Source organism: Rhizobium sp. BK196 (assembly GCF_014193255.1).
Classification (GTDB): domain Bacteria; phylum Pseudomonadota; class Alphaproteobacteria; order Rhizobiales; family Rhizobiaceae; genus Rhizobium.
The window spans coordinates 168,273-191,170 of the sequence record NZ_JACHZB010000009.1; the positions used below are offsets into that span (position 1 = coordinate 168,273).

The window sequence follows — 22,898 nt, forward strand, 5'->3', positions numbered from 1 at the left end:
TCAATCCCGGTTGAATTCGATGCCGTAGCCGATCCCGCGAACCGTACGGATGATGTCCCTTCCCATGACGGCCGAAAGCGCTCTTCGCAGCCTTCCGATATGGACGTTAACGGTTCTTGGGTCCACGAACACACCTTGTGGCCAGGCCATAGATGACAGCTCGTCGCGCCGAAAGACGCGGCTGGGCTCGCCGGCCATCGTCCGCAAGAGCGCGAATTCGATCGGCCCGAGATGAATGTCGCGGCCGTCATAGGTGATACGATGGGCGCGCGTGTCGACGGTCAGCCCGCCGTCAGTGATGCCTTCCTGTTCCTGATGGGTGCAAGACCGGCATCCGTCTGCGCCGAGCAGCCGTCTGAGCGCGCGCAGATATCGGTCGGGCTCGATCGGCCGGATAAAGACCTCATCCACGCCGGCGTTCAGAAACGCCTCGTAACGGTGCTCCGCTTCCGCCGGGACGAGCGTGACGATGCGCACTTGTCCGATCCCTTCATCCGATTTGAGTGATCTGCAAAGGTTGATCGCGAACTCGTTTCTGCCGTCGAGGACGAGCCCGACATTCTTTTTCTGCCTGATCGCGTCGACCGTTTCAGCCGGGCCCATGGCAAGGTCAGTAGAAAATCCCTCAACCTCGAGAATATGACGGAGCGTCAGCGAAAAGTCGGCATCGGGCGAGCTTATGACGATATTGGGTTTCACCGGCGGCCCGCGAGAAATCGAGTTCCTTTTTGAATCGACAACTCTTGGATGTAACGATGCCATGAATGGTCACCGGCAGCAAAGACTATGATATTAAATATTATTTCCTCGGTGATACGGCGATTTCGGGCTTTTGCCGCGCGGATTGATCCCCTCACATCTGCGACTTGAAGGTGCCGCATTCTGTGCTGTCCTGACCGGATGGAAACGCCGCGACGGAAGTCCGCCATACTCATTGCGACCGACGATTTCGCCTCCGCCGCACCGCTGGTGGAGGAGCTCGGCAGACACGGTTTCGCAAGCGCGGTCGTCGCGCCCGCTCAAGCCACCGATCAAGTGCTCTCAGGCGGTCGCTTTCGAATTCTCATCATCTCCACGTCTACCACGCCCGAAATCGGCCTCGACCTGTGCCGGCGCATCCGCGCCGCGAGTTCGATACAGATCATCCTTTTGAGTGGAGCTGAGGAGCAACTCGACGGTCTTGAGGCGGGCGCTGATTATTGCCTTCCCTTTCACGCGGATATGCACAAGCTGATGGTCCATGTGCGAGCACTCTTGCGCAGATCCGACTTGTATAAGGACGAGCGCCGGCCCACCCTCAATTTTGAGGGCTGGCGCGTCGATCCGCGCCGTCGAGAGTTGTTGGCGCCTGATGGCTCGCATGTCGCACTACTGGCGGCAGAATTCGAGATCCTGATCGCCTTGTGCCGACAGCCAGGCGTCGTCCTGTCACGTCGGGCGCTCTTGGACGCCACGCATATCGGCCTCGGCAGGCCACTTGAGCGCAGTGTGGACGTGCATATCTGCCGGCTGCGCCGCAAGCTAGCTCAGGGCGGAAATGCCCTCCAACTCATCCAGACCGTGCGTCTTGGCGGTTATGTCTTCATCGGGGAAATCAACCCTGAATAAGTACGGATTCCAATTTTCGTGCCATGGGTGTTTAATCCCCGGTTGCAGGCATATGGGAGTGGTGATGATGCCCGGTTGGGCGTGTCTTTGGTCGCGCAGCCGGCCAACGGGAGCGATTTGCATTGAAAAAACGACTGGATAACCTGATTGATGTTTTGAGCCTTTCGACCGATGAACGTTCGACGCACCACGCACTCCTGTCATTCGCCGAGCAATGCGGCTTCGACCATTTCGCTTATGTAAACGTGCGTGCCGGCGATACCGAAGCCTTCTCCAACTACCCGCCGGAATGGCAGGATATCTACTTCGCAAACCAGTATCAGACGGTCGATCCGGTCATCACCGCCGCAAAACGCTTGCTGAAGCCATTTCATTGGTCGGCGACGGGCCTCTGGTGGTCCTCCTCACCGGAAGAACGAAAATTCTACGAGCATGCCCGTCAATTTGGCATCGTTTCCGGGCTCTCGATGCCGATCCCCACCGAATTTGGTCGGGTAGCGGTTTTGACACTGGCGTCGAAGCTTCCCGATTTCCGATTCGACGGTGCAATCGATGACATTCGCGCGGCGACCGCCACAGCCATGGTCCATGCAACGCTAAAAATCGCCGATCCGTCCACCATGCGAAGAGCGGATGTCAGCCTGTCCGTGCGGGAAAAGGAATGCCTGAGTTGGGCCGCACGCGGCAAATCGATGTCGCTGACGGCCGACATCCTCGGGATCAAGAAGGTGACCGTTCGCTACTATCTGGACGGCGCGCGACGCAAGCTCGGTGCCCATACGACGTCGAATGCGATCTATCTGGCGACGCGCCTCGGCCTGATATGAAGATCTGGGCCGCGGCGCTTGGCATCAAAGCGAGCCCGTATGGTTTTGAGCTGGACTGCCGATGCCAGTCCGTTTTTAGTGGGTCGTCGTAATGGCCCGGTATTGAGAAAGCTCTCCCAGGCCACATGAAGGGTCCGATTCGAGCTATATCCGAAATACATTACGCGTAGCGATGTCCGACCGGGGGCGTCCGCTTGCATCGTCCTTTCGCTGCACACAATTGCAACAAGCGACGCCGTTCTGACAATTGATGTCTGTGGTGGATAATTCGACATGGCTGTTGCCCTAGAATGCGGGATAGGCGCCCGGAAAGACGATGTCCTGGTCGACGAGGAGGTTGAACCTGTAACCGGACCGGATTTGCAATGTCGGCTGGACGTTCAGGTTCTTGTCGATCGTCCGCTCGGCAACGCGTCCGAAGGATTCGGCAAAATTGCGCCTTGCAGCGTCAGAGGCGGTGTCCTGTGTCGCCCGCGCCGAGCTTTCGGGAATGGAGGCATCGATGCCCGTTCCAATCAGGGCGATAAGGGCTGCTGACCCGAAGGTGCGAAGCGTGTGGTTGTCGACGCGATCTCTGAAGCCCCCGTAACCTTCCGCGTCCGTGCCGGCCATGCCGCCAATCTGCAGCGTCTGGCCGTTGGGGAAGATGAGATCGGTCCATACGACCAGCACGCGCGCCTGGCCGAAAGCGATCTTGGAATCGTAGCGCCCGAAGAGCTTTGACCCTTGCGGGATCAGCAGGCGGTTGCCGGTCGCGCTGTCATAGACGTTCTGGCTGACCTGGGCGCTGATCCGCCCCGGCAGGTCGGAATTGATTCCTGAGATGAGCGTTGCGGGAATGACAGATCCCCGTTTGAGCTCATAGGGCGAAAGCCGTGGCACGACCCTGTTTGGCAGGTAGCCGAGCTCCTTTATGTCCTCATTGAAGAAATCCTCCTTCGAAAGTTGCTTGTTCGGGTCTGCATTCTGGCCGGCAGATCCCCCCTCGAGCGCGGCTTGATAGAGATCGAGGGGCGAAGATGGCGTTCTGACGGCCGAGCGTCGCTCCGCCTCATCGCCAGGCGGCGCGGGGACGCGGGCCTGCGTGATATCGACTGGAAGCGGCGAATCCAGCGCCGCTTCCGCCGCCTGCAAACGTGCCATGCGGCGGCGCTCGATCTCCCGCAAATAGCGTTCGCGCCCTTCGCGTGCCAGCCGAGCTTCGAGATTGTCTTCGGATTCAGGCTCTACCGCTTCTGGAGCCGCCTTCTGGATGACGGGCGGTGGATCGGGCGTCAACTGTTTGGGCGCCGTCTCGGGAGGCTGCGGTTTGAACCGGTCGGCCGGCTCTGGCTCGCCGATTATGCCGTCCTGGATCCCCCGTTTGAGCTGGTCCGCATAGTTCGATGCGGGGATGCCGGCTGCGTCCTCCTGCTGCGCTTGCCTGCCGTAGAATCCCCGGCCTGCAAGGCCGAAAATGATCACTGCAAAGAAGATCAGGATCAGGCCGAGCGTTACGAGCACCGGCAACCGGCTGAGGCGACGCATCGTCTGGCTCTGTCCCTCCGGTGGGTGGCTGAGCTGGAGTGATTGAGCCATAGCGTGCTCCTGCTAGAATGTCGCCACGGACAAGGGGCCGATCGGCGTTACCCGCGCACCCGAGACGGCGTAGATTCGGGCAAGCCGCATCCCATCTGTCGAAAGACTGGCGAGAAGGCCATCGGGAGATTGCGTAAGACCGTAGGAGAGGACGATCGCCTTCGCCTCGGGCGTCGCACCGCTCGCGACGGTGTAGCCGGACGCTTTTAGCGACGCGCGCAGCGCCGGCGAGAATTCCGACGCCTCCTCTGAGAGCCTGATCAGGCTCGATGCGGGAGACAGACGCTCGGAAAGCCGGACCGCCATGTCGCCTGCGATCACCGCCGCGACGTCCGGCGAAACCGGTGCTGCCTCGATCGCAATCCCCCCGTTCCCGTTCGGAGCCTGGCAGCTGCCGAGAGCGATGCAGCACGCGAATGCAAGGAGCGATAAGCGCATGTCAGCTGCTCCGCCGGATCGTGACCTGCTGCTTGCGCCAGCCGACGCCGGAGACGAGGACCGCGCGTTCGATATTGTAATCGACCACCATCATGTCGTTTGCGAGGCGATAGTTGACGATGCGGTTCTGCCCGCCGGAAACGACGAAGAGAACGGGCGCGTCCTGTCCGGCCAGGGTGCGGGGGAACTGGATATAGGTCTTTAGCCCGTCGGAATAGACGCGGGTCGGCTTCCATGCTGCGCTGCCGCTGACGGTATAGGAAAAGTTCAGACCCGCTGCCAGCACGCCCGTTCCGGGCGCCCCTTTGACCTCCAGACGTGCATTCACTTCGGCGAGCCTGTCGGAAACGTCGTCCGGATAGGAGAAGCCGACCCGTGCCATATACTGGCTGGGGTGGGATTTCAGCTGGATGTGATAGGTGCGCCGCGATGTCGTGATGACCATCGACGTCACCAAGCCGGGCTCTGCGGGCTTGACGATCAGGTGGATCGCCTGACCCCCGACCGCTCCCGAAGTTGCCGGCTCCACCTTCCATCTGACCGTATCGCCGACGAGAACGTCGCGGACTACTTCGCCCGGTTCGAGCTCGATGTCACAGACCTGGAGGGGTGAACAGACGATCGAGGGCTGGGTCTCGCCGAACAGGAAGACAACCTTGCCATCGGGGCCTCTCGTGACGAGACCTGGGCCGGCGCGCCATTTCGACGACAGGCTCGTCCCCTTCGTCTCGTTTGCGCTCATCGACTGTGCCCTGGTCGGCGCCACGCCGGCTGCCATCGCAGCAAAGATCATAAAGGAGAAGGTAAGCGACCGATGTGTCCGGCAATCCATGAATTGTCCTCGCTTCATAACTGTGCGGTCCAGTCGAGGTCTTTGAGATAAAGCCCGATCGGGTTCAGGCGGATCGTCGCCTCGTCCTGTGGTGCCGTCATCGTCACCGTGGCGATCGCCCTGAACCGTCGCGTGCCGGTTTCCTTGCCGTGCCGATCACGTTCGAACTCCGTCCAATCGATCTGGTATGACTGGTTCGACAACGCCACTATATTGTTGACTTCGACGGCCACCGTTGCAGTCTTCGCCTTTTCAAAGGGGGAATTGCCGCGAAACCACGCGTTGATCTTCTGGGTCGACGGATCGGAGGTTCTGAGCAACGCATAGGTCCGGTCGATATATTGCTTTTGCACGACCGCATCGGGGGTGACCGATCGAAAGCTGGTAACGAAGCCGCCAAGTGTCGCGCGCACGACGCGGGCATCCGCATATTCTATATGTTCGGGAAACCCCGCCGAAACGGGCGTACCAAGCCTGTCGACCTCGACGATATAGGGGACGAGTTGAACCTGGGCGCTAAGGTATAGTGCGTAGCCGACACCGACGAGGGCGATCGACAGAGAGAGAACGGCAACGATGCGCCAGGCCGTCGCTGCCCTGACATAGGACCCATAGCGCTCGTTCCATTCCAAGCGCGCTGCGAGGTACGGGTTCTCCGAGGCAGTCGGCATCACCTTTTCTTCGCTTCTCATGGGCGCTGCCCTTGTCGGAGCGCCGTCGAGGACGGCCTGGCCGCGGTCATGCGTGCCTGGTCGAGCTTGGCATTGGCAAGGCCGATCAGCGAGCTCGCACGCGATCCGGGCGCGTCGATGGCCTTGTCCTTCATGGCCGAGGCGGTAGCCTTGCCTGCGGCCCCGACGCCTTCGGCCATGCCGCTTGAGATAGCGCCCGCGATCGAAGCGCCGCCTGCCCGGCTCGACCGGGCCGCCGCCATGCCGGCCGATGCGCTGCCGGCGACCAGGAACCCTGCGCCCGCTGCAAAGGATGCGGCCTGGCCGCCGTGCCGGATGACCTCCATGCCGTTGCCGACCGAAACACCCTGGATGACGCCCTGGATGATGTTTGGCACATAGATCGCGATAACGAACACCACGACCGCAATTCCGGCGATTGCGAGCAGCGTCTGGAACTGCTCGCCGATTTCTGGACGGTTGGCCAGGCCGATCAAAACCTCAGAGCCGATGCGAGCGATCATGACGAGCGCCATCAGCTTCATTCCGACGCTGAACGCGTAGACCAGATATTTGATGGCGAAGTCCTTGGTGAAGGACGAACCGCCGAGCCCCAGCATGATCATCCCGGCGAGTAGGCCGATATACATCTCCGCCATGATCGCCACGAAGATCGCGGCCACCAGGGAAAACGCGATGACGACCACGATCGTTGCGAAGGCAGCCGAGACGGCGAGCGCGTTGTCCTCGAAGAGGCCGAAGCGGATTTTTTCAGCCATCTTGCCGGCGACCACCAGTCCTGCATTGAAGATATCTGCCGGTGAGGCATTGCCGCCGGACGCCCCGAGCTGGAACAGACTGTCGACAACGGCCTTCGCAAAGCTCGGCCCCTGATCGAGGACGAGTGCGAAGAATCCGACGAACATGATACGACGCACGAGCACCGCGAACCATTCCTGCAGCGATGGCGCCTGCAATGCGAGCCAGATCGCGGCAAGACCGATCTCGATCGAAGCCAGGATCCAGAAGAGCGATCGTGCCGCATTCGAGACGGTCTGTTCCCAGCCCCGGGCCGCACTGCTGATCTCGTCCTGCAAGGATGTGATGAGGGAGCCTTCCTGGGCATGGGCGGGAACAACAGTCAGGGCAAGACCGAAGACTGCGCAAGCCACGGCACGCCCGGCAATCGCTGCGGTGTGACTTTGCGCCGACCTCACCATTGCGGCTCCATGGTCCGGCCGCCCGTCGTTGAAGGGATCGTGGACTGAAAGAAGCGCTCGCGGCGGGCCTGCGCAAGGTCTTTGTCCGTCTGTTCGTTTTGCAGCCACGCCCCCATCATCGTCATCTGTTGCGAGACGAGACCGCGAAGCTTCTGCATCTGGGCGACTTGCTGGGCGGCGATCTGGTGGCCGACCTGAAGCGCCTTCAGCTGCCCGTCGGCCCCCTCCGACAGGGAGCGAAGGGATGCCATCGTCGACTCCTCGCTGTCGAATTGCCTTGCCGTCAGGCTCGCCGCGCTCAGAGTTGCCGCGATCGTGTCTCGATTGGTGTCCGACCAGGTCTGATAGGTGGTTGAAAAGCCCTCAGCGCTCGGCAGGCTTGTCCGCAGACTTGCATAGCTTGAAAAACGCTGGCGTAAAATGTCGTCGGCATTGGCCATCGAGAAGGCGATGCTCTGGCCGTCGGAGACGACCCGGCGCAACTGATTGAGGTCGCCCTCGACCTCTCCCCAGATATGGGCAGGAAGCTGCTTCGTGTTCTGCAGCATGTTTTCGTAGATCTTCAGTTGGTTTTGGATCTGCTCGGCAAGCTGGGTGATCTGGGTCAGCTGATTATCGACCTGCACCCCGGAACTTTGAAGCAGCTTGACGAGCTCACCATTGTTGGCAAGCTGCGTGAATTCGGTCGCAGCACCGGTTGCGGCCCCCGCCATAACGACAGGCGGTCTGGCTCCTGCCGCCATGAGGACGGCAAGTGAAAGGGCCAGGATGCGGCTGCTAGAGCATGACATCGGACACTCCCCTCTCCTTCAGCCAAATCGATGGCCATTCATCGGCGTGCTCGCTGCGTAGCTTGCGGATGCGCTTGAGGTCGTCCTTGCCGGAAGCACCGACGAAGGAAAGCGTAAGCGGTCCGAGTGCCATGTCGAAGAGGCGCCGGCCTTCAGGAGAGACGACGTAATAGTCGCGTTTCGGTCTGGCGGTCGCGACAATGTCGAGCTGGCGTTCGTTGAATCCTATCCGCTCGTAGAAATCCCGCGTACCGGGCTCGCGCGCCGAACCATTCGGCAGGCAGATCTTCGTCGGGCAGCTTTCCTTCAGCACGTCCATGATGCCCGATCGCACGGCATCGGAAATAGACTGGGTGGCGAGAACGACGGCGCAATTGGCCTTGCGCAGCACTTTGAGCCACTCGCGGATCTTCTCACGGAAGGCTGGATGGCCGAGCATCAGCCAGGCCTCATCGAGGATGATGAGGCTCGGTGCGCCATTCAGCCGTTTTTCGATGCGCCGGAAGAGATAGGTTAGAACCGGAAGCAGCGTCCGCTCGCCCATCGTCATCAGCTGTTCGATTTCGAATGTCTGGAAATGCCCGAGCATCAGGCCGTCGCTTTCGGCATCGATCAGCTGCCCCATCGGGCCGTCCACCGTAAAATGACGCAGCGCCGTCTTCAACTCACGCACCTGTACTCCGCTTACGAAATCCGACAGCGAACGCCCTGGTGAGTTGGCCATCAGTGCGATCTGCCGCGCTATTGCATTGCGATGATCAGGTGTAACGGAAACACCCTGTAGGCCGATGAGCGTTTCGATCCATTCGCACGCCCAGGCGCGATCGGCCTCGTCCGACAGGGACGCGAGTGGACAGAAGCTGAGGGCAGCACCCTCCCCTTCCCCGCCGATCTCATAGTGGTCGCCGCCGGCAGCAAGGGTGAGCGGCAACATCGACGAGCCCTTGTCGAAGACGAAGAGCTGCGCATCCCGATAACGCAGGAACTGGGCGGCGATCAGAGCCAGGAGCGTCGATTTTCCCGAGCCCGTCGGGCCGAAGATCAAGGTATGGCCGACGTCGTCAACGTGCAGGTTGAAGCGAAACGGGGTGGAGCCGGAGGCGACCTGCATCAAGGGCGGTGCGGCCTCCTCATAAAACGGGCATGGTGCTGTCGCCCTGCCCGTCCACACCGCGTTCAAGGGCACGAGATCGGACAGATTGCGGGTGGTGATAAGGGGGTCGCGGACATTGCAGTACCAGTTGCCGGGCAGACTGCCGAGATAGGCCTCTGTGGCATTCAATGTTTCGATGCGGGCGCCGAACCCTTCTGCCTGGATCAGCCGGCGAACCGCCTCCGCCTTCGTCTGCAGGCCTTCGGCACGATCGTCGAAAAGGACGACGACGGGCGTATAGTATCCGTAGGCGACAAGTTCGGATGCGGCTTCGGCAATCGCGTCTTCGGTTTCGCTCACCATTGACAGCGCGTCCTGATCGACCGACCTGCTCTGGGTCTGAAAGAGCTGGTCGACAAACGGCCGTACCTTCTGCTGCCACTTCTTTCGGGTTCGCTCGAACCTGACCCGAGCTTCCGTAGCATCGAGGAAGATGAAGCGCGACGACCACCGATATTCAACCGGCATCAGGTCGAGACTATTGAGGATCCCGGGCCAGCTTTCGGCCGGCAATCCATCGATCGCAACGATAGCGACGAACCGATTGTCGATCTTGGGGGCCAACCCGTGCAGCAGTTGCGCCGTCAAGATGCAATCGAGATACATGGGCACGTCGGGCAGCCGAACGGGGTGATTTTCACCGGTGATGCAGAAGCGGATGAATTGCAGGAGCTCGTCATAGCGGCCGGCCTTTAAGCTGCGCGTCCGCATTCTGCGAATAGACAACGTGGTTGCGAGATACTGCTCGATCTCACGTGTTGCCGCCTCGAAGGCTGAAAGTGCGATCTCGGCATGGCCCTGCTTGCGGCTGACGGGGTCGGAATAGAGGTATTTGCCGAACGCAGACCGGCGAGGCTCGGGTGGTCGATGGGTGAGAATGATGGCGTGATGACAGTCGAAATGGCCACCGTCGCTCTCGAAATGCCGGCGGCGTTCCTCATCGATTGCGCGCGTCACTCGGTCTGGAAAATGCGAGCGATCGGGGCTCGCATAATCGGCCGTCGCCACGCGGACGGCCTCGACTTGGATCATCCATCCCGAGCCGAGGCGCGAAAGCACCTGGTTGATCTGCCGGGCGACGTCGTTGCGCTCGCCATCGGTCGAGCTTTCGCAATCCGGCCCGGAGAAATACCAGCCGGCCATCAGGGAGCCGTCCTTCAGGAGAAGGACGCCTTCGTCGACAAGGCCGGCATAGGGAACGAGATCGGCAAAAGATGGTCCAGTATGGCGAAAAAGGCGAAGCGCCACCATGACCCACCTCAAACCCTTCGCCAGGGCGTCGACGTTGCCCGGTAGTGCGAGCTGTAACGGATATGGCGAAGATAGATCCTGCGCATCATCGGATCGGCCTTGGCCATGCGACGCAGCAGCCCGATGATCGCCAGCCAGATCGCAATGCCGATCATGGCAGAGTAAACGGTCAGCACGACGAAGATGAGAATGATGGCGGCAAGGCCGGTAACGAGCACAAGCTCACGATCGGCGCCCATCAGAAGGTTCGGCCTAGATAGGGCGCGATGGATGCGATTTTTCTGCAGCGCCGGGACGTGCGGGGTCATAGCGTCTTCCCTCCCCTCTCGTCTTCCACCTGGACCGCGAGCGCAGATATGCCGACTGTGGCGCCCGTCGCATTGAAGAGTGCGACGATCTGGGTGGCTCCGAGGAGGACGCCGGCAACAAGAACGAGATACATCAGGCGCCGCGCGAAATCGTTGAGTTCGCCGCCGAAGATCAGCATGCCGCCGGCCACCGCGACGGCCGCAAGGGCGATGAAGCCTGCGACCGGACCTGTGATCGATTCCTGGATCTGTTCGAGCGGCGCTTCCCAGGGCAAGCTGCCTCCCGAACTTGCAAGAGCCGGATGCCGAAGGCCTGTGAGCGCGAGGAAAACAAGTCCGATCAGATGTCTATGCCGCATGACGCTCCTCCATGCCGGGTTCGAGATGATAGGCGCCGCCGGAAAAACCCTTGACCTGCAGGATGTCGGTGATGCGTCTGCCCTGCGAGGTCCGTTCGATCGACACGACGAGATCGACGGCCTCGCCGATGACCGCCTGCATGGGCTGACGACTTGCCTCGGCGGTAAGCTGTTCGAGACGCACGAGTGCAGAATGCGCTGAATTGGCATGAAGGGTCGTCACACCGCCAGGATGACCGGTGTTCCATGCTTTGAGAAGGGTCAGTGCTGCTCCGTCGCGCACCTCGCCGACGATGATACGGTCGGGGCGCAGGCGTAGCGTGCTCTTGAGGAGCTGCGCCATGCCGACCTCGTCGCTGGTTCGCAGGGAAAGCACGTTTGCAGCCGCACATTGAAGCTCGCTCGTGTCTTCCAGAATGATGAGGCGATCGTTCGGGCAATGGCTTGCAATCTCCGCGATGATCGCGTTCGAAAGCGTCGTCTTGCCCGATCCGGTGCCGCCTGAGACGACGACGTTGAGCCGGGCAACGACGGCCTCGCGCAGGATCCTCGCCTGTTTTGCGGTCATGACCCGCGACGTCACGTAGTCGTCGAGCATGATGAGCTGGCTCGCATGCCTGCGGATCGAGAAGGTTGGACCCCCCACGATCGGCGGGAGCAGGCCCTCGAAACGATGCCCGCCGATTGGCAGCTCCCCAGATACGATGGGGCGCGCCGTATCGACCTCGGTGTTTAAGACATGGGCGACGGCGCCTATGATGATTTCGGCGGCCCCTTCCTCCATCTCGCCAGCGTGGACGATGCCTGCGCCGAGCCGTTCGATGAAGAGGCACCCGTCCGGATTGAGCATGATCTCGCTTACTGAGGGGTCTGCGAGCGCAGTCAGGAGCGAAGGACCGAGAGCGTCCTCGAGCTTCCGCACGAGCCGCGGTAATGAACGTGCTTGCATTGCCAGATCCTCAGGCGGCGCAGCGAAAGCAGGTCGATAGGGTCGACCGGTAGGCAGCCGGCCGCAGCGCCTGGAAATGCTCATCCGACACGGGCAAGCTTCCAGCAACGCTCATGACGTTGCCGATCAAACGCGGTTTGCCGTAGCGCGCAAGCGGCCAGGCGACGCGTTTGAGAATGCGCTCGAACCGCAGGTCCGTCACCGTGGCAATTTCAGTCATGCCTTTGGCCAGGCACCATTCGAGAATACCGGCAAACAAAAAGACGGTCGCCTCGTTCAAACCGAAGGCTCCGGCCGCCGCCGCCTTCGTCTCTGTGTCGACGCAGAACCTGGAACTTTCGACCATGCGTGCATGCGGCACGAATGGCCTGTCACCCAGGAGTTCCGGAAAGACATCGACGAGCATGGTCGGGCCAAGCGCTGGAAGCAGACGTGCCGAGGCAATTGCCTCACCGCCCTCATCGACGATGATGATGTAGGAGACTGCAAGGTCGTCGAACCGATCGCGCTCCCTCCCCTCTTCGACTGTGACCTCCCAGTTCAGGCGCCCGCCAAATACCCGTGCCCTGAGGCGGAACATGGTGTCGAGAAGATATGAGTCTGATGCTGCATCTGCCGGTGCGATCGCCGTCGCAAACATGAGCGTACTCCACGTCAATTGAGGTGCGGTTATCCAAACCACGATGTCTGCGGCTTGTCAGACCCTCCAATGTGAGGGGCCCTGGTCGCTTTGATCGTGGCGCAGAACGTCATCGCCACATGTTGTCGGTGGAGTATTCGCGTTGAATGCTGTTCGACATTTCGGCACCGATCGGGCTGCGGGGGCGAGGTCATCAGTGCAGCCATTGCTGACGATCTCCCCCAAGACGTAGCGCGGCAAGAAAGGATGGCCCTTCCTACTCCGTAGCGAAATTTTGGCCGAACGCTTTTCGTCGGCGGCCCCTGATTGTAAGCCACACGCGCTGTTGCTCGCGAACCGGCCGGCGTGCTTGAATTTCAGGTTCATTAACCATATGACGTAATGGCGCTATTTCACCAGGCGGAAGCGAAATCTGCACTCACTTCCGTTGGCCATTTGGTTGTCCCATTAGCAACCCGTCTCCGGGCGCCCGGTTGTCCGGTCGGTTTCGAGCAAATCGAAGAGCCGTCGTCCATCGATTGCAGCTCTCAAGCAAGACTGCAGGGCCTATTCGAGAGGGTTCGGCCGACGGGCGAGCACACGAGAACTCGGCTGCGGTGCGAACCCGCAGTCCTCAGAGCAGATCCACGTGGGTGAAACGCTGTTCCTGGATTGGCGGCACCAGGCAGGGGTCCCGTGGCCGGGCGTCATGAAGCGAACCTTACACCGCCTCTCCAGTGGCATTGGATCCCCTTCCCTCCTCCACCGTCAAATCGTAAACCGCTTCATGTGACCTGTAATCTGTCGCACTGACTTGGCCGCCGCCGACCTCGCAAAGCGCATCTTTTTACTTTTCGTCGAAAGACGTGACCTTGGAGAGTGTCGAACCCGATATCGTACAGCTGATGCCATCGGGGCGGTCCTCATAGAATGGCTACCGTTCCGGCCGTTGGCCGGGTCGCAGGGGAGACAATCACCGAAAGCTGTCGCTCGCCTTCGATACGGTTCACGCGTCTTGAATCTCGGCCGATTCGGACAGAGAGCATTTCGCTTCGAGCGGAACAGCGCCCGATTGACTGGGCACTCGGGCATTTGGCGTGACCGATGCCGCTCTGATCTCGCCGCTGCGTTCGTAGACTCACATCTCTTGTTGTCCGCGGACAACATGTAGCGTTCTGACGATTGGCGACGCAGCGCGACCCCCTCACATGCGTGGGGATGAGCCTCAGTAGACTTTCGCATATCCTCGATTGCGGCGCAGAAGTACGCAGAAGGTCGACGATCGTTACGCTTATCGAAACTCGCGGTAGGCGGAGCACGTACCTAATCAATATGCCTTCGCGGCTTCGATGGCGGCGCATTACGGCGAGTCGTGCTGCAGAAAAGGAGGCCAAAAAGGCCTGTGGACAGCCTTATGGTTAAGCGTTTGTAAATCGGTAACGAATCGGGCGATAATATAACTGCGCAGTTGATGCCGTTTCTCCCAAAATTGCGCAATTAAATTGGAAACCAAGATGCTAGCGAATCCAGTTCTGAAAGACGATCAAGAGCACCTTCCGTCGCTTCTGGCAACGGATGCTCAGGAGCTCGCCTATCAGCTCCAGCAGCACCAGGCAAAAATTTTCCCGCCGCTGTCTCGAAAGACGATGCGGTTATTCTCTCCGGCGGAAGCCGCCTCCTATATTGGGATCGGCGAAGGTTATCTCCGTCAAATCGCCAAAGACGGCCACGGACCCGATCCACTTGCCAACGGCCGGCGCCAGTATGATGCCGACGACATGAACCGCATCCGTCAGGCGCTCGACGAGCGCAACGGCATTCCGAAATATGTCCCCATCCGGCGCGGCGCTGAAAAGCTGCAGGTCGTCTCGGTCATGAACTTCAAGGGCGGCTCCGGCAAGACGACGACGTCGGCCCATCTCGCGCAGTTTCTGGCGCTGCGCGGCTACCGCGTGCTTGCCATCGACCTTGACCCGCAGGCGTCCCTTTCGGCGCTCTTCGGCCACCAGCCCGAACTCGACGTCGGTGAGGGAGAAACGATTTACGGCGCCATCCGCTACGAAAATCCGGTGCCGATCTCGGAAGTGGTTCGCTCGACCTATACCCCGAACCTCCATATCATTCCCGGCAATCTCGAACTGATGGAATTCGAGCATGAGACGCCGAAGGCGATGACGGGAGGCACTGCCGAATCCATGTTCTTCGCCCGTATCGGTGAGGCGCTGACCGATATCGAAAGTCTCTACGATATTGTTGTCATCGACTGCCCGCCACAGCTTGGCTTTCTCACGATGTCGGCTCTTTGTGCTGCGACCTCGGTGCTGATTACTGTGCATCCGCAGATGCTCGACGTCATGTCGATGTCGCAATTCCTGACGATGACGAGCGAACTCATGTCGGTCGTCGAACGGGCAGGCGGGCGCACCAGCTACGACTGGATGCGCTATCTCGTCACTCGCTTTGAACCCAATGACGGACCGCAGAGCCAGATGACCGGCTTCATGCGGGCGATCTTCGGCAATCGCATGCTTCAGAACTCGATGCTGAAGTCGACGGCAATCTCAGATGCTGGCGTTACCAAGCAGACGCTCTACGAGGTCGACCGCTCTCAGTTCACCCGTGGAACCTACGACCGGGCGCTGGAATCGATGAACCTCGTCAACGGCGAGATAGAGGCCCACATCCGCTCGACCTGGGGCAGGAGATAGCTGAATGGCGCGCAAGAACCTTATCGAAGTCTCGAACGAAGTTCGCCCGGAAGCGTCTGCAGTCGCGCCGCGTGACAGCCGGCCGATCGCCGGCTTCATCCCGCAGTCCCGCAGTGGCGGCCCTGTCGGCGGCATTACCAGGACGCTTGGCAATATCACCGAGAAGGTTGAGCGCGCCAATGACCTGGAACGCCAGCTCGCCGAGGGCCAGACGGTCGTCGAGCTCGACACGGCGCTGATTGATGCTTCCTTCGTCGCCGACAGACTTGAAGTCGACGCCGCTGAGCTCGCGCAATTGACGGATCAGATCCGCGAACACGGCCAACAAGTCCCTATTCTGGTGCGTCCGCATCCCGACGAGAAGGGCCGTTTCCAGGTTGCCTTCGGCCATCGCCGCCTCGCTGCTGCCAACGCCCTCGGGATAAAGGTCAAGGCGATCGTGCGGGCGCTGAGCGACGAACAGCTTGTCGTCAGCCAGGGGCAGGAAAACAATGCCCGCACCGATCTTTCCTACATCGAGCGGGCGCTCTTTGCGCATCGGCTCGATGAGAGGGGTTTCGGCAGCGACGTGGTGATGGCTGCGCTGAACGTCGACAGGGCTGCATTGTCAAGAATGCGTCTTATCACGCGTCAGGTTCCGATCGCGCTGATCACTGCGATCGGATCGGCGCCGGAGATCGGCCGACGGCGCTGGGTTGAATTCGGCGAACATCTCGAGACGGCTGATATAGACGCGCTCCTCACAATGTTGTCCGCGGACAACATTGGCGGCATGTCGAGTAATGACCGGTTCCATCATGCCTTTGCGCTGGCGACGAAAAAGCCGACGGGTGCGAAGGCTGCCATGACGTCAACGCAAGTCGGCGATCTGCCGGTGAAGCTCAAACGCACGCCGGCGACCGCGACCTTTGTTTTCGACAGTAAGGCAGCGCCAGGTTTCGATGAATTCGTGCAGGAGAGGCTCAAGCGTCTCTATGCGGAATACCAACAGCAAAGAGGAGCTTAGGAAAGCAAAAGAAAAAGGCCCCCAAACGTCACCGTCGTGGAAGCCCTTCTCGTTCTAGCAAATCAAGAATCGCATTTCCACGAATCGCAGTCAAGAGTCTTTAGGCGTCAGTTTGGCGAGCGGCTTTCTTTTGCCTGACAGAGGGTGAAAGAAAATGAATGGTGGAAGTGTGACGACGCCCTTTGGGCGGCGGCCGATGACGCTTGGCATGTTTTCAAGCCAAGTCGTCTCGCGCCAGATCGAACCGGACAAGTCGGTCGACAAATGGAAACTTTATCGGGCGCTGTGCGAAGCGCGGGTGCTGCTCGGCATATCCGACAGGGCGCTCGCCGTCATGAATGCGCTTTTGAGCTTCTATCCGAAGAACGAGCTTTCGGAAGAGAACGGGCTTGTGGTTTTCCCGTCCAACGTTCAGCTCTCCCTGCGCGCCCATGGCATGGCCGAGCAGACGATCCGGCGCCATCTGGCGGTCCTTGTCGGCGCTGGGCTATTGATCCGTAAGGATAGCCCGAACGGCAAGCGCTACGCGCGCAAGAACAGGTCCGGATCCGTCGAGGATGCTTTCGGCTTTTCGCTCGCTCCGCTGCTTGCGCGCTCGGAAGAGATAGAAACGTTGGCAGCCCAGGTCGTCGCCGATCGGTTGCACCTGCAGCGGCTGCGAGAGCGCCTGACGCTTTGCCGTCGCGACATTTCAAAGCTCGTCGAAACCGCGCTTGAGGAAAACCTCTCTGGTGATTGGGACGCTGTGATCGCGTATCAGAAGGGCATTGTCGGCGCGCTCGCGCGCAATCCCGGCACCTCAGAGCTAGAAGGAGCTCTCGAAGAAATGGAGCAGCTGCGCGAGGATGTGGTCAACCAGTTGGAAAACCTCCTGAATTCCCAAAAAACAAGCGGCAATGCCTTTCAAAGTGAGCGGCACATACAGAATTCAAATCCCGACTCTATTTCTGAACTTGAACCTGGCTTCGAAACGAAGCTGGGCGCGAAAGCTGAGGGCGACAACGAACGGAGTGCCAAGACGGTAGGGCAGCAGGGCATGGCAATGCAAAGGGCGAGGGGACAGACAATAAGCGACCTGAAATCCTTTCCGCTCGGCGTGGTCCTCCAGGCCTGCCCGCAAATATCCGATTATGCTGCGGGCGGAGCCATCGGCAGTTGGCGGGAGCTGATGTCGGCCGCAGTTACCGTTAGAGCGATGCTGGGCGTCAGTCCATCGGCCTATCAGGACGCCTGCGACATCATGGGACCGGAAAATGCCGCAACCGTCATTGCCTGCATCCTGGAAAGGGGAGGGCACATCAATTCGGCCGGCGGCTATCTGCGCGACCTGACGAGACGGACCGAACGTGGAGAGTTTGCGCTCGGTCCCATGCTGATGGCGCTTTATCGCAGCAATGGCGAAGGGGGCACGCGGGCGGGGAACGGCTAGTGAGACGGGGCCGAGTACCCGCCTTGGCTTTATCTTGGCAGACGCGATCGATCATGCACTACGTGAGTTGGGCCAAAGCTGTCCCTAAAGCTGGCAGCGACATTGCTTCCACGTCTTGCTTCATGGGAAAGACTTCGCGCCCGGGATAAACGACGATCCGACGCAGCGGATTCAAATCCTCGCACGCAAGATAGAACCCCTTTTCGAGTTTCGGTGATAGGCTGCGCTTGATTTCAATGGCCCAGGGACGATCGCCCGGTGGCGTGAGCAGAAGATCGATTTCGGCGCCGGCGGATGTCCGATAGAAATTACTCTGTGTTCCGGCCGGTGCTGCTGCAATCAACGTCTCGATCACGAAACCTTCCCAACTTGCACCGGCGACCGGATGACCGAGCAGATCTTCCTGACTGGTCAGTCCCAAGAGGGTGTGGGTGATGCCGCTGTCGCGAACATAAACTCGTGGTGACTTTACGAGCCGCTTTCCGACATTTGCATGCCAAGGCTCCAAACGCCGTACGAGCAGCAAATCAGCTAGAAGGTCGAGATAGGAGGCGACGGTCTTGCTATCGACGCCAAGCGCGCGTGCAAACTCCGCGGCGTTCAGAAGTCCGGACTGACGATGTGCGAGCATTGTCCAGAAGCGCCGCAGTGTCTCGGCGGGAATACGAGGACCGAGCAAAGGAATATCTCGCTCCAGATAGGTGCGAATAAAGTCCTGCCGCCATCGCTGGCTTGCACGATCGCTCGCAGCGAGTAGGCTGTCTGGGAAACCACCTCGTAGCCACAGCGGATCCAGTTCATCAGCTGGTACTTCGATGCCGTTGACCGGTCCCATTTCAAGATAGGCGATACGGCCAGCCAGCGTCTCGCCCGACTGTTTTAACAAGTCAATGGATGCCGACCCAAGCAGCAGGAACTGTCCGGCTTTCCTTCCGTTACGACGGCCGCGATCGATAAGTCCGCGCAAATTCTGGAAGAGATTAGGAAGCCGGTGGACCTCGTCCAAGATGACGAGCTTGTCGTTGTGTTGGCTGAGATATAGTTCCGGTTCGGCGAGCTTGGCGCGATCAGCATCCGATTCCAGATCTAGATAGATCGAGGGCCGATGGTCGGCTATGGAGAGTGCCAACGTCGTTTTTCCGACCTGACGGGGGCCGATGAGCGCGACAGCTGGGCGCGTGTCTAGCAGTTCGCTCAGCTCGGATGATATTCGACGGTTGATCATCCTTGCATTTATGGAATTAAACTCCAGAATTGCAAGGAAAACGTGGTATCCGACCGTAAAAGCCGGGACGCGGCTAAACGAACAAACGTGCCGCCCGCCCGTTCTTCCGCTCTGCATCGTTGTAGTAGCTCGACGCCTGCTGAACCGAGCGATGTCGCGATTGCTCCATTGCTTCAGGAAGAGGAATGCCACGATTGGCGGCCTCGGTCAGGTATCCCGATCGCAATCCGTGCGCAGAAAAATCTCCAGCATTCAAACCCGCCAATGTCGCCCGCCGTTTGACGATGTCGTTGACCGCCTTCGGATCGAGCGCGCGGCGGGAAACATTGCCCCAGCGGTCAATCGCCCGAAACACACTGCCGCTGTCGATTTTGGCGGACGAGATCAGTTCGTCGAGATAGAGTTTCTCTCTAGCCTTTGATACTGCCTTGATCGCTTCTGGCCGCCGTTCACGAAGTCCGGGAAGCGAAAACATGCCTTGTGGCGTGGACGTGTCGATCGGATCGCGGATCGATCGGAAATGGACGCCGCGCCAAACGCCGTCAGGCGGCTCCTGCGATTGTTCTCAGGACAATCAGAAGAGCTTATCGCAAGGACCGCAACTTCTTCCTAAGAGGTGAGTAAGTCCAACCTGTCGGGCTGGCCTTCGCGCGCGAACGACGCACCCGTCAGAATGGCGTTTGGCCTCGAGGTGTCCGCTACCAGACCCCACGAATAATGCTGTCATCCCATGCTGCGCGTCTCGTCTGCGGAAATAAGCCGCGACACCGTCTCGATCAGCTTCGTTTCATTATAGGGCTTGTCCAGGACAGCATCGAACACCTCGGGATGAGCGCGGCCGATGCTGCCTTGGGCGCCGCTGACGAGAATGATAGGGATTCGTGCCAAGTCGCTATCGGCGCGCATCGCTTGTGCCAGTTCCATGCCGGTCATCAGTGGCATCATGAAATCAGTGATAACGAGGGACGGACGCTTCTCGCGTACAAGAGCAAGCGCTGCCCTGCCGTGCGATGCCGCGGCAACTTCATAACCGGCGTCTTTCAGCATGATGGCCAAAAGGTCAGCGATCAGAAACTCATCCTCGGCGATTACGATCAGCGGCATCTGGTTCGGCTCATGCTTTCTCTCATGCGTGTGGTTCCGGGCCGACGGCGGTAGCCACACCGGTTGTCGCTCCTGTCACCGGCTCAAGGGCGGAGACGACGTTCAACCCTTTTGACCCGAAACCGAGTTCATGGATGACGGGCTCGTATTCCCTGTCCCTCACCTTCAGCACGGAAATAGTGCGTTTGTAGCGGGACCCGAGTTCTACATGGCGCAGCATGACCAGATTATCCAGTAGGCTGGAGATTTCAGATCCGGGCGCTGTCACCGTCGGACCGAACAGATCACGCAATTCCCAGGTCGCTAGGCTAGTAACCCCCAAAGCACGGATTTCGTTCGTCAGCGCTGCGAAAAATTCAACGAGGCGCGAGGGATGGACCGCAGCCCGCTCGAAACCGCCGAGCCCGTCGATCAAAAGGCGTTTGACGCCACGTGACCGGATCGCATCGAGGAGCCGGTGACCGAGTTTGTCGAGCAGGTTTTCCGTCATCGGACTCCAGATCATCTCCAGTGCGCCAGACTTCATCGCCGTTTCCAGATCGACGCCGAGAGCTCTGGCCTTTTTCAGGAGGCGGGAAGGGGTCTCGTAGAACCCGAAATGCAGCGCCGGCTCTTCGGCGCTCGCCTGGCTGAGGAAATTCAGTCCCAATGAAGTCTTGCCGCATCCGGAAGGGCCAAACACAAGTGTCACGGAACTCTCCGGCAACCCACCGCCAAGCAGGGCGTCGAATCCAGTGGTTCCTGATGTAATCAGCGCAGATCCGGGCTTGTCCTCAACCGCTGCAGTCGAGTGGATGGCTTCAAGACGCGGATAAGCGACCAGTCCGGCGGAGGTGATTTCGAACTGGTGATAGCCACCCAGTCCGGCGCTTCCTCTTGACTTTTTGACCTGTAGCCGACGGACAGTTCGAACCCCGACAAGTTCGTTATGAAGCTCAATGACACCATCGACCATAGTGTGCTCCGGGCTGTCCTCGGCAATGCGCGTGCTGGTCAGGAACAGGACGGTGCAGCCGGCGAACGCGGCCTGGCTTTGGACTTCCGCAACAAAGGTCTTCACGTCGAGATTGGTGTCCACGCGGTCGCTTGCATTGAGAAGGCCGTCAAAGACCAGCAGAGTTGCACTCTGACGGGCGATCTCCTGACGTATAAGGCTAACGACGGCAGACAGACCCTCATCGCGCAGCGTCTGAAACACGCTGACGTAGGAGATGTTCACTCCAAGCTGCGAACGGTCGAAGAAGTCCAGCGTACCAAGCGCCTGAAACAGACGGTCATGGGTCTCCGACAGAAGCGTGACATACAGGACCTTGCCACCCTTGGAGACGTTGGCGAACGCCACCTGATTGGAAAAGATCGTCTTGCCAGCGCCGGGCTGACCCTGAACGATATAGGACGCCCCTTCGACAAGGCCGCCGCCCAAGATTGTGTCGAGGCGGGGGATTCCAGTGGACAGTCTTGGAAGGTCATGCATGGGAATGGTCATCCGATAGGAGAAGGTGATCGCAGCGTAGGTCCGGCGGACGATATTGCAACAGCCCCGTTGTACCAAGGGCTTTATTTCCCACGCCGGGGCGCTATTCTTCACCCGAAGGATGCGTAATCCCGCTCGTTCAAGTTCTTTCGATTCACATCCTGGGGTACGTGAGCGGCAATGACAGACAGAGGCTACGACGGGCAGGGCGGTAGCGCTCAGGATCGTCTTGAACAGCTTGAAGCGGGTGTCGCGGCCGCGCAGCCAGGACATGATGCGGCGGCCTTCCTCGCCGCGATCGTCGAGTCCTCAGACGACGCCATCATCAGCAAGTCCCTGCAGGGCATCATCACCACGTGGAACAAGAGCGCCGAGCGCGTATTCGGCTATACCGCGGATGAAGCCGTGGGACGGCCGATCACCATGTTGATCCCGGAGGATCGGCTCGGCGAAGAACCGGCGATCCTGGCGCGGATCAGATCCGGCGAGCGGGTCGATCATTTCGAGACGGTCCGCCGACGAAAGGATGGGAGTTTGATCGATATTTCCCTGACGATCTCGCCGATCCGCGACGGCAACGGCAAGATCATCGGTGCATCGAAGATCGCCCGCGACATCTCGGAACACAAACGGGCGGCACAGCATCAGGATCTGCTGCTGCGTGAGATGCACCACCGCGTGAAGAACCTCTTTGCGATTACCGGCAGCATCATCACGCTCGCGGCGCGAACGGCGCAGACCCCGGCCGAGCTTGCAACCGGCATGAAGGATCGCCTTGTCGCTCTGTCGCGGGCCCACGAGATGACCTTACCGAGCTTCACCGGCGGCGAGGCATTCGCGGAACAGTCGACGACCCTCTTTAATCTTCTCACCAGCCTGCTTTCTCCCTTTGGAGATCAGGAGGAGGGGCGGTGGCGGCTGCACGGCGAGGACGCGCCAGTCAGCGCCGACAGGGTCACAAGCCTCGCTTTGCTCTTCCATGAATATGCGACCAACGCGGTAAAGTACGGCGCCCTTTCTGTGCCCGAAGGGCGACTGGATGTCACTTTGAGCTCCAGACCCGACAGCTTCGAAATCACGTGGGCGGAATCGCTTGCGATACCCGCCACAGTCTCACCAAACGAGGACACGGGGTTCGGAACGACGCTCGAGCAGATGGTGGTTCGGACGTTGAATGGGAAGGTGTCGCGGGATTGGCAGCGTGATGGGCTTGTGATCAGGCTCATGGTTCCACGTGATGCCTTCGCGTTGCCCTCGTAGGCCACGGGGCTCGCAATCTCAGCCGACGGACATGCGACAGCTCACCGAGGCCGTTGGCGCGATCGTCAGCGGCATAATGATTGGAAGA

The 22,898-nt window shown here is 59.9% G+C and carries 21 protein-coding genes and 1 pseudogene; 6 read left to right on the plus strand and 16 right to left on the minus strand.

Annotated elements, in window-relative coordinates; genetic code table 11:
• Window positions 1-699, minus strand: a complete 699-nt coding sequence (locus tag FHT78_RS29705; RefSeq protein WP_183749295.1) for a response regulator transcription factor — start codon at window positions 697-699, stop codon at window positions 1-3.
• 270 nt (window positions 700-969) lie between these two features.
• On the opposite strand from FHT78_RS29705, the gene FHT78_RS29835 reads away from it, so the two are divergent.
• Together FHT78_RS29835 and FHT78_RS25275 are read left to right on the plus strand one after the other, a co-directional pair.
• Window positions 970-1,608 carry a winged helix-turn-helix domain-containing protein gene (locus FHT78_RS29835; protein WP_183749296.1) on the plus strand — a complete coding sequence of 213 codons (639 nt, stop codon included), beginning with the start codon at window positions 970-972 and terminating at the stop codon, window positions 1,606-1,608.
• 122 nt (window positions 1,609-1,730) lie between these two features.
• Window positions 1,731-2,435, plus strand: coding sequence for an autoinducer binding domain-containing protein (locus FHT78_RS25275; protein ID WP_183749297.1), 705 nt, complete (start codon window positions 1,731-1,733; stop codon window positions 2,433-2,435).
• A 285-nt stretch (window positions 2,436-2,720) separates the two neighbouring features.
• Here the strand turns inward: FHT78_RS25275 and trbI are convergent, their stop codons facing one another.
• From trbI to FHT78_RS25330, 11 genes are read right to left on the minus strand one after another with little or no spacing between them, the layout of a single operon-like run.
• Window positions 2,721-4,013, minus strand: a complete 1,293-nt coding sequence (trbI, locus tag FHT78_RS25280) for an IncP-type conjugal transfer protein TrbI (RefSeq protein ID WP_183749298.1) — start codon at window positions 4,011-4,013, stop codon at window positions 2,721-2,723.
• A gap of 12 nt (window positions 4,014-4,025) precedes the next feature.
• A complete protein-coding gene (locus tag FHT78_RS25285; RefSeq protein WP_183749299.1) occupies window positions 4,026-4,451 on the minus strand; it encodes a conjugal transfer protein TrbH in 426 nt (141 codons plus the stop codon).
• A 1-nt stretch (window position 4,452) separates the two neighbouring features.
• Window positions 4,453-5,244: a P-type conjugative transfer protein TrbG gene (gene trbG, locus FHT78_RS25290; RefSeq protein WP_183749387.1), complete on the minus strand. Its 792-nt coding sequence runs from the start codon at window positions 5,242-5,244 to the stop codon at window positions 4,453-4,455.
• Between the two features lie 53 nt (window positions 5,245-5,297).
• Window positions 5,298-5,954, minus strand: coding sequence for a conjugal transfer protein TrbF (gene trbF, locus FHT78_RS25295; protein WP_183749388.1), 657 nt, complete (start codon window positions 5,952-5,954; stop codon window positions 5,298-5,300).
• A gap of 17 nt (window positions 5,955-5,971) precedes the next feature.
• The gene (gene trbL / locus FHT78_RS25300; RefSeq protein WP_183749300.1) at window positions 5,972-7,174 is read right to left on the minus strand and encodes a P-type conjugative transfer protein TrbL; all 1,203 of its coding nucleotides are present in this window, start codon (window positions 7,172-7,174) and stop codon (window positions 5,972-5,974) included.
• Window positions 7,168-7,965 carry a P-type conjugative transfer protein TrbJ gene (gene trbJ, locus FHT78_RS25305; RefSeq protein WP_183749301.1) on the minus strand — a complete coding sequence of 266 codons (798 nt, stop codon included), beginning with the start codon at window positions 7,963-7,965 and terminating at the stop codon, window positions 7,168-7,170. The genes trbL and trbJ overlap by 7 nt, the downstream gene beginning before the upstream one ends.
• A complete protein-coding gene (locus tag FHT78_RS25310) occupies window positions 7,952-10,369 on the minus strand; it encodes a conjugal transfer protein TrbE (protein ID WP_183749302.1) in 2,418 nt (805 codons plus the stop codon). The genes trbJ and FHT78_RS25310 overlap by 14 nt, the downstream gene beginning before the upstream one ends.
• Before the next feature lie 8 nt (window positions 10,370-10,377).
• The gene (locus tag FHT78_RS25315; RefSeq protein ID WP_183749303.1) at window positions 10,378-10,677 is read right to left on the minus strand and encodes a conjugal transfer protein TrbD; all 300 of its coding nucleotides are present in this window, start codon (window positions 10,675-10,677) and stop codon (window positions 10,378-10,380) included.
• Entirely contained in the window at window positions 10,674-11,036 is a 363-nt protein-coding gene (locus FHT78_RS25320; protein ID WP_183749304.1) for a TrbC/VirB2 family protein, read from the minus strand. The genes FHT78_RS25315 and FHT78_RS25320 overlap by 4 nt, the downstream gene beginning before the upstream one ends.
• The gene (trbB, locus tag FHT78_RS25325; RefSeq protein WP_183749305.1) at window positions 11,026-11,985 is read right to left on the minus strand and encodes a P-type conjugative transfer ATPase TrbB; all 960 of its coding nucleotides are present in this window, start codon (window positions 11,983-11,985) and stop codon (window positions 11,026-11,028) included. Before trbB ends, FHT78_RS25320 begins: the two co-directional genes overlap by 11 nt.
• 10 nt (window positions 11,986-11,995) lie before the next feature.
• Window positions 11,996-12,625: an acyl-homoserine-lactone synthase gene (locus FHT78_RS25330; protein ID WP_183749306.1), complete on the minus strand. Its 630-nt coding sequence runs from the start codon at window positions 12,623-12,625 to the stop codon at window positions 11,996-11,998.
• 1,493 nt (window positions 12,626-14,118) lie between these two features.
• Here FHT78_RS25330 and repA point away from each other — a divergent pair.
• The 3 genes from repA to repC all read left to right on the plus strand — a co-directional run bounded on the left by repA (window position 14,119) and on the right by repC (window position 17,747).
• Entirely contained in the window at window positions 14,119-15,312 is a 1,194-nt protein-coding gene (gene repA / locus FHT78_RS25335) for a plasmid partitioning protein RepA (RefSeq protein ID WP_183749307.1), read from the plus strand.
• A 4-nt stretch (window positions 15,313-15,316) separates the two neighbouring features.
• Window positions 15,317-16,318: a plasmid partitioning protein RepB gene (repB, locus tag FHT78_RS25340; protein ID WP_183749308.1), complete on the plus strand. Its 1,002-nt coding sequence runs from the start codon at window positions 15,317-15,319 to the stop codon at window positions 16,316-16,318.
• 154 nt (window positions 16,319-16,472) lie between these two features.
• A complete protein-coding gene (gene repC / locus FHT78_RS25345) occupies window positions 16,473-17,747 on the plus strand; it encodes a plasmid replication protein RepC (protein WP_183749309.1) in 1,275 nt (424 codons plus the stop codon).
• A gap of 58 nt (window positions 17,748-17,805) precedes the next feature.
• Here the strand turns inward: repC and FHT78_RS25350 are convergent, their stop codons facing one another.
• From FHT78_RS25350 to FHT78_RS25365, 4 genes and pseudogenes are all read right to left on the minus strand, one after another.
• A complete protein-coding gene (locus FHT78_RS25350; protein ID WP_183749310.1) occupies window positions 17,806-18,972 on the minus strand; it encodes an ATP-binding protein in 1,167 nt (388 codons plus the stop codon).
• Between the two features lie 73 nt (window positions 18,973-19,045).
• Window positions 19,046-19,357 (minus strand): annotated as a pseudogene (locus FHT78_RS25355) (tyrosine-type recombinase/integrase); the annotation flags it as partial.
• Window positions 19,358-19,695: 338 nt separating this feature from the next.
• Entirely contained in the window at window positions 19,696-20,076 is a 381-nt protein-coding gene (locus tag FHT78_RS25360) for a response regulator (RefSeq protein WP_183749311.1), read from the minus strand.
• A gap of 22 nt (window positions 20,077-20,098) precedes the next feature.
• A complete protein-coding gene (locus tag FHT78_RS25365) occupies window positions 20,099-21,823 on the minus strand; it encodes an ATPase domain-containing protein (RefSeq protein ID WP_246715414.1) in 1,725 nt (574 codons plus the stop codon).
• On the opposite strand from FHT78_RS25365, the gene FHT78_RS25370 reads away from it, so the two are divergent.
• Complete coding sequence (locus tag FHT78_RS25370; RefSeq protein ID WP_183749312.1) at window positions 21,731-22,810, plus strand: PAS domain S-box protein; 1,080 nt, start codon at window positions 21,731-21,733, stop codon at window positions 22,808-22,810. The two genes, FHT78_RS25365 and FHT78_RS25370, sit on opposite strands and share 93 nt — an antisense overlap.
• Window positions 22,811-22,898: the final 88 nt, after the last annotated feature.

What these genes read in the sequence shown, in the direction of transcription:
- FHT78_RS25370 (WP_183749312.1), top strand. Translation starts at nt 21,731, where the DNA reads ATGACAGACAGAGGCTACGACGGGCAGGGCGGTAGCGCTCAGGATCGT.
- FHT78_RS25285 (WP_183749299.1), bottom strand. Translation starts at nt 4,451, where the DNA reads ATGCGCTTATCGCTCCTTGCATTCGCGTGCTGCATCGCTCTCGGCAGC.
- trbL (WP_183749300.1), bottom strand. Translation starts at nt 7,174, where the DNA reads ATGGTGAGGTCGGCGCAAAGTCACACCGCAGCGATTGCCGGGCGTGCC.
- repC (WP_183749309.1), top strand. Translation starts at nt 16,473, where the DNA reads ATGAATGGTGGAAGTGTGACGACGCCCTTTGGGCGGCGGCCGATGACG.
- trbF (WP_183749388.1), bottom strand. Translation starts at nt 5,954, where the DNA reads ATGCCGACTGCCTCGGAGAACCCGTACCTCGCAGCGCGCTTGGAATGG.
- FHT78_RS25315 (WP_183749303.1), bottom strand. Translation starts at nt 10,677, where the DNA reads ATGACCCCGCACGTCCCGGCGCTGCAGAAAAATCGCATCCATCGCGCC.
- trbI (WP_183749298.1), bottom strand. Translation starts at nt 4,013, where the DNA reads ATGGCTCAATCACTCCAGCTCAGCCACCCACCGGAGGGACAGAGCCAG.
- trbB (WP_183749305.1), bottom strand. Translation starts at nt 11,985, where the DNA reads ATGCAAGCACGTTCATTACCGCGGCTCGTGCGGAAGCTCGAGGACGCT.
- trbG (WP_183749387.1), bottom strand. Translation starts at nt 5,244, where the DNA reads ATGATCTTTGCTGCGATGGCAGCCGGCGTGGCGCCGACCAGGGCACAG.
- FHT78_RS25310 (WP_183749302.1), bottom strand. Translation starts at nt 10,369, where the DNA reads ATGGTGGCGCTTCGCCTTTTTCGCCATACTGGACCATCTTTTGCCGAT.
- trbJ (WP_183749301.1), bottom strand. Translation starts at nt 7,965, where the DNA reads ATGTCATGCTCTAGCAGCCGCATCCTGGCCCTTTCACTTGCCGTCCTC.
- FHT78_RS25320 (WP_183749304.1), bottom strand. Translation starts at nt 11,036, where the DNA reads ATGCGGCATAGACATCTGATCGGACTTGTTTTCCTCGCGCTCACAGGC.
- repB (WP_183749308.1), top strand. Translation starts at nt 15,317, where the DNA reads ATGGCGCGCAAGAACCTTATCGAAGTCTCGAACGAAGTTCGCCCGGAA.
- FHT78_RS25350 (WP_183749310.1), bottom strand. Translation starts at nt 18,972, where the DNA reads ATGATCAACCGTCGAATATCATCCGAGCTGAGCGAACTGCTAGACACG.
- FHT78_RS25360 (WP_183749311.1), bottom strand. Translation starts at nt 20,076, where the DNA reads ATGCCGCTGATCGTAATCGCCGAGGATGAGTTTCTGATCGCTGACCTT.
- FHT78_RS25330 (WP_183749306.1), bottom strand. Translation starts at nt 12,625, where the DNA reads ATGTTTGCGACGGCGATCGCACCGGCAGATGCAGCATCAGACTCATAT.
- FHT78_RS25365 (WP_246715414.1), bottom strand. Translation starts at nt 21,823, where the DNA reads ATGTCCTGGCTGCGCGGCCGCGACACCCGCTTCAAGCTGTTCAAGACG.
- repA (WP_183749307.1), top strand. Translation starts at nt 14,119, where the DNA reads ATGCTAGCGAATCCAGTTCTGAAAGACGATCAAGAGCACCTTCCGTCG.